General features: G+C 42.5%; 12 protein-coding genes. 2 read left to right on the top strand and 10 right to left on the bottom strand.

Annotated elements, in window-relative coordinates:
* Window positions 1-26: 26 nt before the first annotated feature.
* The gene (locus AC4MDD_RS03880; protein ID WP_490450340.1) at window positions 27-773 is read right to left on the bottom strand and encodes an alpha/beta hydrolase family protein; all 747 of its coding nucleotides are present in this window, start codon (window positions 771-773) and stop codon (window positions 27-29) included.
* A gap of 153 nt (window positions 774-926) precedes the next feature.
* Between AC4MDD_RS03880 and AC4MDD_RS03875 the strand changes: the two genes are divergently transcribed.
* Window positions 927-1,496, top strand: coding sequence for a peroxiredoxin (locus AC4MDD_RS03875; protein ID WP_490450339.1), 570 nt, complete (start codon window positions 927-929; stop codon window positions 1,494-1,496).
* A 98-nt stretch (window positions 1,497-1,594) separates the two neighbouring features.
* Here AC4MDD_RS03875 and ftn read toward each other — a convergent pair whose 3' ends face one another.
* From ftn to AC4MDD_RS03850, 5 genes are all read right to left on the bottom strand, one after another.
* Entirely contained in the window at window positions 1,595-2,059 is a 465-nt protein-coding gene (ftn, locus tag AC4MDD_RS03870) for a heteropolymeric bacterioferritin subunit Ftn (RefSeq protein WP_004695301.1), read from the bottom strand.
* Window positions 2,060-2,328: 269 nt separating this feature from the next.
* Window positions 2,329-3,960, bottom strand: a complete 1,632-nt coding sequence (locus AC4MDD_RS03865; RefSeq protein ID WP_078426132.1) for a PepSY-associated TM helix domain-containing protein — start codon at window positions 3,958-3,960, stop codon at window positions 2,329-2,331.
* A gap of 3 nt (window positions 3,961-3,963) precedes the next feature.
* Entirely contained in the window at window positions 3,964-4,257 is a 294-nt protein-coding gene (locus tag AC4MDD_RS03860; protein ID WP_078426131.1) for a hypothetical protein, read from the bottom strand.
* Window positions 4,223-4,513: a hypothetical protein gene (locus tag AC4MDD_RS03855; protein ID WP_161489510.1), complete on the bottom strand. Its 291-nt coding sequence runs from the start codon at window positions 4,511-4,513 to the stop codon at window positions 4,223-4,225. The genes AC4MDD_RS03860 and AC4MDD_RS03855 overlap by 35 nt, the downstream gene beginning before the upstream one ends.
* Window positions 4,514-4,586: 73 nt before the next feature.
* On the bottom strand, window positions 4,587-6,728 hold the full coding sequence (locus tag AC4MDD_RS03850) for a TonB-dependent receptor (protein ID WP_491882324.1): 2,142 nt from the start codon (window positions 6,726-6,728) through the stop codon (window positions 4,587-4,589).
* Window positions 6,729-7,001: 273 nt separating this feature from the next.
* Between AC4MDD_RS03850 and AC4MDD_RS03845 the strand changes: the two genes are divergently transcribed.
* Window positions 7,002-8,069, top strand: coding sequence for an SDR family oxidoreductase (locus AC4MDD_RS03845; protein WP_078426129.1), 1,068 nt, complete (start codon window positions 7,002-7,004; stop codon window positions 8,067-8,069).
* Between the two features lie 278 nt (window positions 8,070-8,347).
* Here the strand turns inward: AC4MDD_RS03845 and ligA are convergent, their stop codons facing one another.
* The 4 genes from ligA to AC4MDD_RS03825 form a co-directional block, all read right to left on the bottom strand.
* Window positions 8,348-10,387, bottom strand: a complete 2,040-nt coding sequence (gene ligA / locus AC4MDD_RS03840) for an NAD-dependent DNA ligase LigA (protein WP_491882323.1) — start codon at window positions 10,385-10,387, stop codon at window positions 8,348-8,350.
* 94 nt (window positions 10,388-10,481) lie between these two features.
* The gene (locus tag AC4MDD_RS03835) at window positions 10,482-11,477 is read right to left on the bottom strand and encodes a cell division protein ZipA C-terminal FtsZ-binding domain-containing protein (protein WP_491882322.1); all 996 of its coding nucleotides are present in this window, start codon (window positions 11,475-11,477) and stop codon (window positions 10,482-10,484) included.
* A gap of 4 nt (window positions 11,478-11,481) precedes the next feature.
* Window positions 11,482-14,934, bottom strand: coding sequence for a chromosome segregation protein SMC (smc, locus tag AC4MDD_RS03830; RefSeq protein ID WP_491882321.1), 3,453 nt, complete (start codon window positions 14,932-14,934; stop codon window positions 11,482-11,484).
* A gap of 10 nt (window positions 14,935-14,944) precedes the next feature.
* A complete protein-coding gene (locus tag AC4MDD_RS03825; RefSeq protein WP_491882320.1) occupies window positions 14,945-15,640 on the bottom strand; it encodes a GntR family transcriptional regulator in 696 nt (231 codons plus the stop codon).
* Window positions 15,641-15,789: the final 149 nt, after the last annotated feature.

The raw sequence follows: 15,789 nt of genomic DNA, 5'->3' as shown, positions 1-15,789 counted from the left end.
GCGATATTCGCCACTCAGCGAATTGTTTAATCCATTTTTTGTAAATATTGGCAGATTTTGTCAGTTACGTCATCGGCATGAAAAACTGGAAGTCCATGTGAACCACTTAAAAGCATCGCATCTAAAAAATTTGCACCTAAAGCTTTTAAATTATCCAAGACTTTGTAGCTAACTAAAAAATCTTGTTTGGCCAATAGATGGAGTTGATGTCCCGTATAATTTTGTAAGATCTCAACCGTATTTAAATACTCTAAACAATTGAGTCCCTGTCTTAAAAGATCTAAAGACTGAGGCTGAATCAAACTTTGCAACTGCAAAAAATCTTGCTTGGTGGTTGCTGTCCCCTGGCACACCATAAATCCAAATTTCTTTAAGGTTGCAATCGCATCTGCTTCGAAGGATTGTTTAAAGCTTTGAAATGTCGCTGGACTCATCGCAGTTGGCCAGTTTTCATGCGCCACAAAGCACGGATTTGAAGCCAGAGTGATTAACACTTTTTGCTGTTGATACTGCTGTTCAACAGCCGCGACCAATAAAGTTGCCAGTTGCCCCCCCAAAGACCAACCTATAATGACATCAAAATCTTTGGCTTGTTCAGCATGTTGCTGCAACACCTGTGTATCCAATCCATTAAAAATATTGATCAGCTCAACCATATGCCCTTTGTGCTGCAAAGCATGAGCCAAAGGTTGCAGTAACTTGGTCCCACCACCCCAGCCCGTGATGAGTAAAATACGTTGATTCAATGCAAACCCTAAAACTGTAAATTTCAAACAGTATAAAACCTCAGACTCCGTTGCAAAGCAAGCCCTTTGAATGAACAGCAAATTTAAATAATTGTTCAAACCTGAACATGAAAATCTCAACACTTTAGTGCCTTAAAATTTGCTAAGATCAATGGAATACATTTCTGGACAGCCTACACAATGAAAATAATGCAAATGGCAACGATTAGCTTAATTTCCCTAGGTAGTTTCTGTGCCATCAGTAGCGCCACTTATGCAGCACCAACTTTTTCAAGCGCTTCATCAGACCAAAAACAATGGGTCGGCAAGCCCGCACCGAGTTTTAAGTTACAAGATCAAAATGCCAAATGGCATGAGCTCAAACAATATCAAGGCAAATGGATCGTTCTGTATTTTTATCCGAAGGATGACTCGCCGGGCTGCACCCAAGAAGCCAATCAGTTCAAAGCACTCTACCCACAATTTAGCAAAAAAAATGCGGTGGTCTTAGGCGTGAGTTTGGACGATGTACAGTCACATCAAAAATTTTCTAAAAAGTTGGGACTGAATTTCCCTATTTTGGCTGATCACAATCATCAACTGGCAAATCAACTCGGCATCGTGCGGAACTTAGGTATCGCGAAAATTGCCAAACGTGAAACCTTTCTGATTGACCCACAAGGTACGGTGGTCTATCACTACAGCAGTGTAAATACCCAAACCCATGCGGGACAAGTATTGGCAGATATTCAAAAATTCTCTAAAAAATAACCCATACAAAAAAGCCTTCGGACATTGATTCGAAGGCTTTTTTGATTACTTAGTATGTAAATGCAAAAGCCACCTTTACATCAAGTGGCATGTATCTCTTACATTTGAGACTGAATGTAGTTTTGCAGACCAATCAACTCAATTAAACGTAATTGTTTTTCTAACCAATAGGTATGGTCTTCTTCGGTATCTGACATTTGCTGACGTAACATGTCACGGGTAATGTAATCACCCTTTTCTTCACACAATTTTACGCCTTGCGCTAATTTTTCACGTACATGGTATTCAAGCTTTAAATCGGCTTTTAAGCATGAAACCACATCTTCACCAATTTCAACGTCATCACGTTGCATATTCGGTGTACCTTCCAAAAACAAAACACGGCGAATAATCGCATCTGCATGTTGTGCTTCTTCTTGCATTTCATGATCGATACGTTCAAAGATTTTGCTTAAGCCCCAATCTTCATACATGCGTGAATGAATGAGATATTGATCGCGTGCAGCCAACTCTCCACCGATCAACATATTTAAGTAGTCTACGACTTCAGGATTGCCACGCATTTCAAAATCTCCATTCTCTAATGCAACTATTATGGACACATTTAATTCACTTTGCAAAAGATAAATTATGTAAGTTTATGATTTTTATAAAATTAAAATGAGAAACATACGCATTTGCAGTATGAATCATCAAAATAATAGTTATAAAAGAAGCCTTTGCAAAACTTTATCCTTTTTGCAAAGGTTTTTTAGGCTTGAACCACCCTGTGCTTCATTTTGTAACCATTAAAAATGCTTCTTATTTCAGCCTTGGAACGGTATTCCTTCTTTCACTTGTTCTGAGCAACGGACCAAAGAGAACCCACTCCTGCGGACTGGACTCGGGCCTGAGCTTGGCGATAAAAACGGAAAAATAACCCTGCAAAAAGAATAGCAAAGACGTCAATCCACCATAAAGAGGAAGAAGATGACCATAGTCCAATCTCAGGTAAGAGCAGTGCTATAGCAGAAGTCAAAGGCGTAAGCAGTAAAACAATCACAATCGACAGCAATAACGTTGGCAATGCTCGTGCCGCGCCCAGTACAAAGCTCAGCATTAAACTGAAGATAAAAATCGCATAATAGATATACATAAACCATGCATTGATACTGTGTAGCTCAGGACTGAATACATAGGCCCAACGCCCGATCAACATACTCATAACAATGCCAAAGACCGTTCCCAAACATGCCCCTATGGTTAAGTTTGCAACGAATTGCACATCTTTACGCTGTGTAGGTGGTGCTAAATTTGGATTTTTTTGTCGCTTTACACGCGATTCAATCCATAGAATATTGCCTGAGTAAAATAAAAATGCTCCGCCTAGACCCAAGGCCAAATACAACCAACGGGTAAAATCTCCGCCATAGTTACCAAAGTGCAAACTGAACATCGATCGAATCAGTTGATCTAGACCAGAACTTTGGGTATTTAAATTGGCTGTACTATAGGGTGCAGGCTGATAAGGATTGAAGAACATCACGTCGAAGTTATCACCGCGTAACATCTGATCTGGACTATATAAACTGACGCGTGCCGATGCCTTGGCAGGTTGGTCTAGATTGTTAAAGCTTACAGACGAGACCTCATAGCCCTGTGCTTGTTGCTGTACCTTTAAGAGTATTTTTTCAACATCCAGTTGAGGCACCGGATCTGCAATCTGCACCGCAGCGGGACGTTCAAACAGTGGTTTACCTTTGGTGACCAACTGCCCCAAGCCATCATAAAATAAATCATGAAATGCAAAAACAATCACCGTCACACTAATCAAAATATGAAACGGTAAACTGGTAATGCCAATCACATTATGCGCATCGAGCCAAAAACGTTTTTTGTTCTTACCTTGCCGTATCGCAAAATAGTCTTTGACCAACGTCGGCAAGAGGATGATTAAACCTGTCATTAGCGCCAAAAAATATAAGACCGAAACCACACCCATCACATAAACACCGAGTGTATGATGCCCAAGCATCCCCGGAATACCTGCGGTTTCATGCAGCTGTTCAATCAACCAACCCAGTTTAGATAAGTTTTCTTGTTCAACCTGTAAAGTCCCATCTGGTTTCAGTGTTGCTAACATCGCGCTTTGATCGGTATCAAAGGCATGATCATCATGTACTTGACTTTGCGCAGGTTGCCACTGAATCGGGGCATAATGAAACTCTTTGGAGTTTAAATTGATCTGAAAGCTTTTTTGAGCTTCAGGATAATGCTGCTGTACCTGTGACACCAAATCGTTGTACTGATGGAATTCAACCGTATTTAAACTTTGTTGCGGTGGCGTTGCCCACTTACTCAAATCATGCTGAAACATACTCAGTCCACCTGCAAAAAAGCAAATGAACAAGAGAATGCCTGCACAAATTCCTACCCACGTATGTAACTCTTTGGCCAGTCGGAGAATATCTGTACGTACCTTCATGCCCTATTGCCCTCTGAGCCAAAACACAAGTGTGTAAGCCACGATATTGAAAAACAGATAAATCACAATGGACTGCCATCCACGTGGAATAAAATAGGCCACGAAAAAGAGTGGTAACCAAATCCACGGAATCGACCACATCCCTAACTGTGGAGCAAGACTACGATACTCAGATTGCAGTCCCCACATTGTGATTAATGCAGCTAAAGCGAAAGCTAGGCTGAGTCCAAGAACTGCTCCTGCAAAGCTTTTCGTCCACCAGTCAGGTTGTATCTTTTGATCGCGTAGTAACCTCATGCGTCAAAGCCCCATGTAATAAAGGAATAAATGGTAGTGCTGACCACAACACCAATGGCATCAGTAACCACATCAACACCGCCACCAGTTTTGGTAATACCGCCAGTAAAAGAACCAATGCCAAAATAAAAGCAAACCACCCGACCCAACGATACTTTTTCGCCACAGCCTGTTTAAGAACCGTTTGATTAGGATGGGTCAAATACAGCAGTACACAACCACCGCAGCACAGGAATAAACCGAGAAATTTCATCATTGCGTTCAACTTAAATGAGACAGCATTCAGACATAAAAAAGCCCACTGCATCGCAATGGGCTGATCATAAAAATTAGAAATCGAAAGTGACGCCAAGTTTATAGGTACGTGCACCACCAACCGTTGCATAGTAAGAGTTGAACACACCTTCCCAATATTTTTTATTAGTCACGTTATCGACATTGGCTAGGAAAGTCGTGTTTACACCACCCAGTTTTGTTTTATAGCGCGCACCAACATCAAGAATAGTATAGTCAGGAAGTTTATAGGTATTCAAACTATCTAAATATTGTTCACTAACATAGTTAGCCCGAGCATTAACATTTAAACCATCTACCACAGGTACGGCATAATCCAAGCCTAATGAGGCAGTAAAGTCTGGCACACCATAAATCGTATTGCCTGAAATATCAGTGGTGCTTGTAGAACCTTTTGTATATTCAGCATCAATATAAGCCATGCTTCCCAGTAGATTTAAGTCCTCAGTCAAATTCCCTGAGAAGGACCATTCAATACCACGTGATCGACTTTCCCCACCGTCTTCAGTGATCTGTGTATTACCATTAACCGCTGTCGCCAAAGCTGTTGTGATCAGAGTCGGTTTTTCAATTTGATAAAGTGCCAAGCTATTTAACCAAGAACCAGCTTGATACTTTGTCCCCACTTCATATTGCTTCGTTTCGTAAGGCTTAAACAGTTTTCCTTCATTCACATCCGCGGTAGAAGTTACTGAGTCTGCTTTTGATAAACCTTCAACATAACTTGCATAGAAAGATAAATTTTCTCCAAACGGTTTGATTACGATGCCTAAACTTGGTGAAAGCTTATTTTCATCGTATTTCACATCTGTAGTGAGACTTTCTAACTGCATATCTTGATAACGAGCACCCAAAATCAACTGAAATTTGTCATCCAACATTGAAATTTGATCCGTCAAAGTATAACTCATGAATTTATCATCTTCATAAGGTACAATTGTTGGATAGGTCGTTGGCATTGTCCCGTTCGAGTTAGGATTATAAAGATTCGTTGTAAATGATGAACTTGTCGCACGAGAGTGTTGATCGTATTCGCGATGCACATAATCTGCACGTAACCCAAGGGTATGTTTAATGGCGCCTGTATTGAATTTAGTTTCAATACCCGTATTACCACTTAGGTTATTTTCTTTAGATGCGACTCGATAGTACTGCGAAGTTGCATCACCTGCACTGTTCTGCAAGATCATACGCGTACCAAAAATATGGCCCGAATAACCTTTTTCAACATAACCCACACCTGCAAAAACCTTGGTATCAGGAGTGAATTTATATTCTCCATTTAAGCCCGCATAACGGCTATAGGTTTCCCCATGAATTTGATCAAAGTAATTATTATCACCCTTTGGTGCAGCAACTACGCCTGTTTTTTGCATAGAGACCATTGCAGGTGAACCATTATCACGGTTTTCACGAATGGCATAAGCATCAAAGTTTAGTTTTAATTTATCGGTCGTATAGTCTGCTGCAATCGAACCCAGTGCTAAACGATCATCCATACCTTCAATAAGATGCTCACCGTCTCCATATGTGCCGTTTACACGAACGCCAAATTGTTTTTGGTCACCAAAACGACGAGAAACATCTACATTGGTTTTATAATAACTCTCATCTTCTAATGACGTCGAAATACGTGTTAGATCTTGGTCGGCACGTTTAGAATTAGCAATCACTACTCCGCCAACGCTTCCTGCTGGTGCCATACCTGCAACCAAAGCATTCGGCCCTTTCAATACTGTCACCGATTCTAGTAAATCTGTTGGTATACGTCCCATAGGAGCTACAGCGTATAACCCGTTATAAGCCATATCATCATAGCCGACACTAAAACCACGAATTTGGAAGTTTTCGTTTAAATGACCTTGATTGGTCGTCGCACGAATACTGGCATCATTTTCTAAAACTTCCCCCACTGTAGATGCTTGTTGATCACGAATCAGTTGCTCTGTATAAGTAGAAACCGTAAATGGTGTATCAATCGCTGACTTATTCCCTAAAGCACCCAAGTTAGCCGCCTTCGCCAATTTACCATCGGCATAGCCTTGTTGTGATTGCGCTTCTGATTTTAAGGCAGGTAAAACTGAAACCTCCTCTGCAAAAGCAAGCTGTAAACAGCCTCCACCCATCATCAAAAGCCCAACAGAGCTTGCAAGAATTTTCTTAGAGAAGGATTTCATTTTAAACAACACTTATTTTTAATGAGAATCATTATTATATGTAAAATAATTATCATTATTTATTGTATTTTATCATTTGACTTATCTATCTGATCTAAAATACAAATTTAAGGTTACTTCAAAAAATACGTTCTACTCGCTCATTTTCAATACAGTGTGGTGCAATATTATAAAATGACGCATAAGTCAGACACCTGTTCACCCCATAGGCAAAGACTTTCATGGCATTCACGTTTACACTAAGCCAATACTTAAAACAACAATGGGTAATCTATGACAAACTTAGCAACACAAGCACCGGTACTGGTTACAGGTGCATCGGGTTATATTGCCAGTTGGGTGATTCAAAAATTATTAACCCAAGGGTATACCGTTCATGCCACTGTACGTGACTTGAACAAAACCCAAAGCTTCGCGCATTTATCTAAAATTGCAGACAGCAGTGCTGGAACACTGAAACTCTTTAAAGCCAATTTGCTCGAGCCCAATTCCTTTAAAGAAGCGATGCAAGACTGTGAAATTGTTTTTCATATGGCCTCTCCTTTCGTAGTCACCAACTATAAAGATGCGGTGAAAGACATCATTGAACCTGCTGTTTTGGGCACAGAAAATGTCTTAAACACTGTCAATGAAATCGAGTCCGTTAAACGTGTCATTGTCACTTCGAGTATTGCGTCGACCTATGGCGATGCCATTGATATTTTAAAAACAGACCATAATACTTTTGATGAAAGTCACTGGAACAGCAGCAGTTCTGAGACCCATCAGCCGTATCCCTACTCTAAAGTGATGGCTGAGCGTAAAGCTTGGGAAATGGCTGAGGCACAAGATCGTTGGCAGTTGGTCTGCATTAACCCTGCGTTGGTCTTTGGTCGTTCATTGACACCAAATACACAGTCAGGCTCAATTGAGGTCTTACAACAGTTTACCAATGGTTTGACTTTAGCTGGTGTCCCACCTATGTGGAATGGTGTGGTCGATGTTCAAGATGTTGCTGAAGCACACTTACAAGCAGCATTCAACCTAGAAGCAACGGGTCGTTACATCGTAAGTGGTGGAACTTTAAGTCTGCTTGAAATCGGTCAATTGCTTAAAGCACATTTTGGTTGGAAGTTTCCATTTCCACGAAATGAACTGCCCAAAGCAGCCTTTAAGGTGATTGGTCCATTCATTGGTTTTAGCCGCGAGTTTGTTGAGCTGAATATGGGTTATCCAATTTATTTTGATGCGAACAAGAGCCAAAAAGAATTGGGTTTAGAGTACCGAGATGTCAAAGAAAGCCTCGTTGAGCACTTCCAACAATTGCTCGATGACGGTGTCATTAAGCAATATATTCCCTGAAATAAACAACCTAAGTTTGACTTAAATATTCCTCCAGCTCATTGAAAAGCAATGATCTTGGCGGAGTCTTATCAAGTTCTCACCCCATTTCATCATTAGCCTGCAGCTGGCCCTACTTTTGTTTCGGCAAAAGTAGGCAAAACCATTGTCATCTGCAAAACCTGTTCTCTTTTTGATGTATCAGAAATATGTCGCAGAAACATTATCTTACTTACACCACGCAGGTTGCAGATGACGTGCCCAAGTATCATATTTCTGATTTAACCTGAGTCAACAATCTAAACGTCTAATTGACCACAATCTTTCATCAGTTGAATAAACTCAGCTTCGTTGATCACAGCAATCCCAAGCTTCTCCGCTTTATCCAGCTTTGAACCTGCTTTTTCACCTGCAACAACACACTTGGTTTTACTCGACACACTACCACTGACACGTGCGCCCAGTGCTTGCAAGAGCTGTGTTGCTTCATCACGCCCCATCGTACTGAGTGTACCCGTCACGACCCAACTTTCTCCATTTAGAGGTTGGCGACTTGGTGCCACAGGCGCGTCCCAGTGAATACCTGCCGCCAATAATCGGTCTAAAACTTCAAGATTATGTGGTGCTTGGAAAAAGTCGACAATCCACTCCGCCGTGATATCCCCCACATCTGGAGTTTTCTTTAAAGCTTCAATGTCTGCAACACGTAGCGCATCTAAAGTTTGGAAAGTATTGGCCAACATACGTGCTGTGGTTTCACCCACTCCACGAATCCCCAGTGCATAAATAAATGCAGCCAAAGTGGTTTTCTTACTATTTTCAATCGAATCAATCAAGTTCTGAACGGACTTCTCACCCATTTTTTCAATGGTTAATAGCTTTTCTCGGTGCTCATGTAGGTGATAAATATCAGCCACATCTTTAAGCAGATCAAGATGTAACAGTGATTCGACCCAACGATCCCCCAAACCTTCAATATCAAGAGCTTTACGTGATACAAAGTGGCGAATCGCCTCAATACGCTGTGCGGCACAATACAAACCACCTGAGCAACGTGCTAAAGCTTCACCTTCGGGCATCACCACTGGCGATTCACACACGGGACATTGGCTCGGGAGTTCAACTTCAGTCGCATCGACAGGACGGAATTCAGGCCACACTTTTTCCACTTTGGGAATCACATCACCACTACGGTAAACACTGACAGTATCGCCAATTCGCACATCTAAACGGTGAATTTCCCCAATATTATGCAAGGTCACATTTGAAACGGTCACGCCGCCCACAGCAACAGGATTCAAACGCGCCACAGGGGTCAATGTACCTGTACGCCCCACTTGCCAGTCAATATTTTCAACCGTGGTGAGCGCAGCCACCGCAGGGAATTTATAAGCCGTTGCCCAACGCGGTTCACGACTTAAAAAACCGAGCTGTTGCTGTTGTTTGAGACTGTTGACCTTAATCACCATGCCGTCAATTTCCACACTCAATTGTGGTCGTTCCGCATTGATTTGCTCATAAACAGCTTGAACTTCTTGAATACTATCGCAGACAAAATGACGTTCACCAACTGCAAAACTAAACTGTTGCAACCACGCTAGACTTTCCGACATGGTGCTTTGACCATGATTTGGTTCACACTGCGCAATACCATAAGCATAAAATGCAAGTGGACGCGAAGCCGCAATATTCGGGTCTAACTGACGTAGACTTCCAGCTGCGGCATTACGTGGGTTGGCAAAAGTCTTCTCACCTTTGGCTTCGTTTTCTGCATTGAGCTTTTCAAAGCCTGCTTTAGGCATCAAAACTTCACCACGAACTTCCAGTAGCGTAGGTACTTCGCCCTGATCTGTACTCAACACCTTCGGCAAGTTACGAATGGTTTTGACGTTTTGGGTAATGTCTTCCCCTGTCTCACCATCACCACGCGTTACCCCACGCACCAGCACGCCATGTTCATACCACAGTGAAATCGCAAGACCATCAAACTTCAGCTCGACATCATATTGAATCGTTTGATTCGGCAAACGTTCTTCTGCACGGCGTGCAAAGGCAAAGAGTTCTTCTTGATTAAACACATTACCTAAGGACAGCATCGGTACCACATGCGTCACGCTAGTAAACTTCGCCAAAGGTTTAGCACCGACTTTATTGATCGGGCTGTCTGGCTGAATACACTCAGGGTATTGTTCTTCTAAAGCTTTCAGTTGATGAAAGAGCTGATCATATTCACTGTCTAAAATGGTCGGCTGATCCATCACATAATAAGCATGATTATGCTGTGCCAAAATTTGGATCAGTTGACGCATTTGCGCAACGACAGTCGAAGGTTGAGTCATAATTTCACCATAAAAAAGGGCGGTCTTTGTTCCGCCCTAAAAATTGTATTTCTACTGTCTATTATAGAAATCGTTACCGCTGCTTTCAATCAGATTAAGCATCGATTGCTTGTCCAGCACGGTAATCAATCGCCAAGTGGCGCCAATGCTCACGCAGTTGTGGCGTGAACTCTTGGTTATTTTGATCATAAACCGTTCCATCGATTTCACGGGCAATTAAACGTGAAATACTGTCCATGGTGTCAAAGGCATTTTGCACGTCACGGTGTGGTAAGGCCAAGAAAAATGCCAAGCCTTTAATTGGATCGGTCGACAGATTTTCCAAGTCAAAACCATCCATGCCTGTATCAGTAATTTGCAACACAGAGAACAGTAACTTGGTTCCATCTTCGTTATAACGATGGAAACAAGACATTTCGCCAAAACGTAAACCATACTTCATTAAAACTTTTAAAGTTTTCTCACCAGACAATGCACGACGTTCAGGATAAACATTCAGGGCTATAAACGACTCTGCTGTGGCTAAGGCACTTTCATCATCGACAATTTTTTGCTCATACAAATGTGCATCTAAAATGCTGCTTTCATCGTCAAACTCTGAAATTTCAGCTTTTTCGACGTCGGCATTTAAACTAAATTCAACTTTATCCGCTTTTGCTTGGTCATCAACAAGTGAGGAGCTTGCACTTTCAGTCGTTAATTCCGTTGCATCAACTACCGCATTCTCAGGAGCGACTGAGTCTACTGCTTTATTTTCTACCTCAGCTGACGCATCCAAACTTGGTTCAGTACTGCTGCTTTCGAGCACACTGTCTGCATCCAAAGCTTTCGGTTCGGCTTTTTCAGACAGTGTCTCTTCTACAGAGTTTTCGTTTAAAGTCGGCTCTTTACGTTCAGCCTCTTCAACTGATACCGTCTGCAGTTGATCACGTACGTGACGCGGGATAATCGGTTTTTGACTGTCAGCATCGATATGCAATGCAGACTCAAGTGAAGGCGCTGCATCTGCCGGCTTTCGAAAAATCATTCGAACCCCAAACAGCATAATGATCACTGCTATGACGATACCAATAATTGTTGTGTATTCCATCTTATTAGGCCTCCGCGACTAAACCGTATTCTTTTGCCTGTTCTAAATTTACAGTCACTAATTTTGATGTTCCCGGTTCAGGCATCGTAACACCTAACAAGTCGGTCGCCATCGTCATTGCGAGTTTATTATGGGTAATGTAAATGAATTGCACCTGTTCAGAAAGCTCTTTTACAAGATTACAAAATCTTCCCACGTTCGCATCATCCAAAGGTGCATCTACTTCATCCAAAACACAAAATGGCGATGGGTTGAGGCGGAAAATCGCAAACACCAAGGCCAATGCCGTCAGGGCTTTTTCTCCCCCTGAAAGTAACGCCAAAGAGCTATTGCGTTTGCCTGGCGGACGGGCCATGAGTTTAACCCCAGACTGCCAGTCATCTTCCAAAGTCAGACTCGCTTCTCCACCATTGAAAACTTTCGGGAACAGATCTTGTAGTTCGGTATTAACCCGATCAAAAGTGCTCATGAACAGTTTACGGGTTTCTTGGTCAATACTTTTCATTGCAGCACGCAACTGCTCAACGGTATTTTCCAAATCTTGAATTTGATGGCTCAACTCTTCAAAACGTTTAGACACTTCTTCATATTCTTCTGAAGCCGCCAAATTGACTGCGCCCAATTTCTCAAACTGCTGCTGTGCTTTTTCCAAAATCTGTTGATGGCTACTAATATCAATACTCAAACCCTCAATAGCTTCAACATTCATCTCTTTCAGCTGTTCAGAATAATGTTGTAAGTCTGACTTTGCCGCTTGCCACGCCAAACGTTTCTCTTCTAACTGGGTTCTCAGCTTTTCATCTTGTTGTTGCTGTTGATGACGGTGTTCGGTCAAACTTTGCTGGCGCTCTTGCACTGCATTCAGTTCAACTTGCCATTCAGACCATGTCTTTTGCAGCTTTTCAGTGATCTGTGCTTGTTCGCTAAACTGGCTTTCCAAGGCCGGCAGCTCAAGTTGTACAGGGTCAATAAACTTTTTGGCCTGCTCCATCTGTGACAAAATTTGCTGATACTGCGCTTTTAAGAAAGTACTGTCTTTCTCTAACAGTTCAATCTGCTGTGTGGTTTGCACCGCCTGACGACGCACCATTTCAAGCGCCTGCCAAACCTGCTGTGCCTGCTGCTGGCTGTCATCCAGTTGCTCAGTCAAAGACTCCACTTGAAACTGCATAGTTTTGTAGTTTGGCAAGTTTTGCTCGAGCTTAATATTCAATGCATGCAGATCAATCTCTAGATCATCTTTTTGCATGGCATCTTCTTCAAGCTGACTGTCTAACTGCGCCAGTTGATTGGCCAATTGTTGCTTTTGCACTTCAAAAGCTTGGTTGGTACTTTGTACTTTGGCAATATTCAAATCAATCTGCTGCGTCGCTTGAGCTTCTTTTTTCAACAGTTGTTGATCCGCTTTTAACTGCTCATCCACCGCTTGGACTTGAGTACGAAGCTCTGTCGTTTTCGTTTCAAGCTGAGTCAGAAGTCCCGTTTTTTCAGCAAGACTCTGTTCAATTTCATCTAAACGAATCCGATGGCTTAGCGCCCCCTGTCCAGCTTGGCTTGCTTCGTCATAATCCAAACCAATCACCCAGTCCACGCCGACATGGTAACCGTCTAAACTCAGAAGAGACTGACCATCTTTCAATTGCTTTTGCAGCGCTAGGGCTTGTTTTAAGTTGGTGGTCACACCCACCTGCTGCCACAAAGAGGATTGCGGCGATTCAATCCAACTGGCTAGGCTATCGCAACCTGCAATTTCGATCAGTTCAACATGCGGCTGAGGCGTTAACTGACGTGCAACGGCATCGGTGAATGCATCGCTGTTGTCCAAACAATGCGCTGAAAGCCATTTGGCTAAGAATTTTTCGACCAGCGCGGCATGCGTTTTAGCCGCATCTTTAAGCTTCAGCACATGCATCAACTGTGGATGATCACTATTTTTTAAGGCACTGACTTTGACCAACAACTGCTTTAGATGCTTCTGCTCGGCACTTAAAACCTGTATATCTGCTTTGTGCTGATTCAACTCAGTTTGAGCAGCTTGATGTTGGATACGCAAATCATCCAGCTGCAACTGCACCTCAATGATACTTTGCTCACGTTGTAATTGCTGCGCCTCGGCGTCTTGCTTGGCATGTAACAGTTGATCAATCGCATCCAACTGGCTTTGGTTTTGAATTTGCGCCGCTTGCTGCTCTAAAATTTGCTTTTGCTGTTCAAAGCGTAAAATATTTTTGGCCAACTGTTCACTTTGCGCCAACATTTGCGTTTTTTGTTGCTGCTGTTTTTCTACCAAACTTTTGACTTGTTCAAACTGTTGAAGCAACTGTTGCTGCTGTGCTTTTAAATCCGTTAAACCTTGGCTTTGCTGTTGGTTTTGACTTTCTTGCTGTTGTAACTGTTCGGTATGAAGCTCATTTTGTTCGTGCAAACTTTCCAGTTGCAGCTCGATCAGTTGCATCCGTTCTTTGGTTTGCGCCTTCTGCTGTTCAAGCTGTGCCAAAGTAGTGGTGTTTTGCTGGAACAGGCTCTGCTTTTGTTCCAAAGTCATTTTCAACTCAGCCAGCTTTTTCTCTGCCTGTTGCCACTCACTCTGTAGTGGCGTGGACTGCTGAATCAGGCGTTGAAATAGCTCACTGGTTGACGTCAAATCATGCTCTAAAGTCGTTAACTCTGAACGCACCAACTTGAACTGATCGCCCAAATCATTCATGTGCAACGTATATTCTTGCTGTAAACGGCTGCTTTGTTCACATTGAAAAGATAAAACTTCGACTTTAATGGTGCGAATTTGGCTTTCCAGTGTTTTGTACTGAATTGCGGTTTCAGCTTGACGTTTTAAAGTTTTTAACTGTGATCTTAACTCGGAGGCAATATCTTCTAAACGCGATAAATTTTGCGTGGTGTGATCCAAATGTAATAAAGTTTCACGGCGACGTGCTTGATAACGCGAAACCCCTGCGGCTTCCTCAATAAAAACCCGCATTTCTTCAGGTTTTGCATCGACCAAACGGTTGATCATGCCTTGTTCAATAATCGAATAAGAACGTGGCCCTAAACCTGTGCCCAAGAATATATCTGTAATGTCCCGACGACGGCACTTGGTACCATTTAAAAAGTATTCAGACTTGCCATCTCGGTTGACCTGACGTTTAACCGCCAGTTCGGTATAGGCATTATAGCTACCGCCTAACTTGCCATAAGTGTTGTCAAAACGCAGTTCTACACTGGCGACACTGACAGGTTTGCGCTTTGCCGTGCCTGTAAAAATGACATCCTGCATACTGCCACCACGCAACTGACGCGCACTGGATTCGCCCATGACCCAGCGAATAGCATCGATCACATTGGATTTGCCACAACCGTTCGGCCCAACGACTGCGGTACGGTTATCTTTAAAGTGTAATGTGGTACTGTCGGCAAAAGATTTGAAGCCGGAAAGTTTTAAACTGCTTAAACGCATAATGTCCTGACTAACGTCGTGAGCGTCTCGCCCACGCAAGTTCAATTTGTTTCATTCGGGTCAGAGATCCCAACACCAAGTTACGTAAGTGTCGACAAAAATCTTCCATAAATAAAGTAGCTTGTTGTGATTTTCTGATTAAAACCGCATCAGTCACCAGTTTAAATAAATCATAAGATTCTTGTAACTCTCTACGCGAAGTATTTAAGGTTAAAAAATAGCTCCGACGTATCGAGGGCAACAGTTCTTGGTAAAACTTCATCAAATAGGCATTGCCCACCATTTCATGCTGGCGTGCCAATCCTTCAAAAATCAAATCATAAAATTTTTCGATACTGCCCTGTTTCAGCTGATTCCCCAACTCATCCAATAACAGCTGTAAACGTTCCGCTTCATAGCTGCGCCATGTTTCCGCAATGCGTTGCACAATTTGCCCCAATAGCAGACTGCTGGTGTCAAACAAGGCGCGCACTTGCTGAGCGGACATTTCAGAGACGATAGCGCCACGGCGCGGGTAGATTTCAATCAGATGTGTGCGTTCAAGCAGTAATAAGGCCTCACGCACCGAGCCGCGACTCACATCCAGTTCAGCGGCAATACGTAATTCTTGTATGCGCTCACCTTCGACCAACTCACCGCGAATGATTTGTTCACTGATGTGCTTGGCAATTTGTTCGGACAAACTCCCTGTATCATGTGCTTGCATACTGTTCCTAACTTGTTTTTATAAGATGCAATCCATGGTCTTTAGTGACCTATTTTTAGGTTTTACCCGATCTTAAACGCTAAACACTATGTCATTGTCTAACAATTTTACCGTCTATAATGCCAATCAACAGCAACGCACACAACATT

Source organism: Acinetobacter sp. CAU_H_29a_1 (genome assembly GCF_058599505.1).
This window is presented reverse-complemented; position numbering and strand designations above follow the sequence as displayed.

What these genes read in the sequence shown, in the direction of transcription:
- ligA (WP_491882323.1), bottom strand. Translation starts at nt 10,387, where the DNA reads ATGACTCAACCTTCGACTGTCGTTGCGCAAATGCGTCAACTGATCCAA.
- AC4MDD_RS03850 (WP_491882324.1), bottom strand. Translation starts at nt 6,728, where the DNA reads ATGAAATCCTTCTCTAAGAAAATTCTTGCAAGCTCTGTTGGGCTTTTG.
- AC4MDD_RS03855 (WP_161489510.1), bottom strand. Translation starts at nt 4,513, where the DNA reads ATGATGAAATTTCTCGGTTTATTCCTGTGCTGCGGTGGTTGTGTACTG.
- AC4MDD_RS03865 (WP_078426132.1), bottom strand. Translation starts at nt 3,960, where the DNA reads ATGAAGGTACGTACAGATATTCTCCGACTGGCCAAAGAGTTACATACG.
- AC4MDD_RS03845 (WP_078426129.1), top strand. Translation starts at nt 7,002, where the DNA reads ATGACAAACTTAGCAACACAAGCACCGGTACTGGTTACAGGTGCATCG.
- AC4MDD_RS03825 (WP_491882320.1), bottom strand. Translation starts at nt 15,640, where the DNA reads ATGCAAGCACATGATACAGGGAGTTTGTCCGAACAAATTGCCAAGCAC.
- AC4MDD_RS03835 (WP_491882322.1), bottom strand. Translation starts at nt 11,477, where the DNA reads ATGGAATACACAACAATTATTGGTATCGTCATAGCAGTGATCATTATG.
- AC4MDD_RS03860 (WP_078426131.1), bottom strand. Translation starts at nt 4,257, where the DNA reads ATGAGGTTACTACGCGATCAAAAGATACAACCTGACTGGTGGACGAAA.
- smc (WP_491882321.1), bottom strand. Translation starts at nt 14,934, where the DNA reads ATGCGTTTAAGCAGTTTAAAACTTTCCGGCTTCAAATCTTTTGCCGAC.
- ftn (WP_004695301.1), bottom strand. Translation starts at nt 2,059, where the DNA reads ATGCGTGGCAATCCTGAAGTCGTAGACTACTTAAATATGTTGATCGGT.
- AC4MDD_RS03875 (WP_490450339.1), top strand. Translation starts at nt 927, where the DNA reads ATGAAAATAATGCAAATGGCAACGATTAGCTTAATTTCCCTAGGTAGT.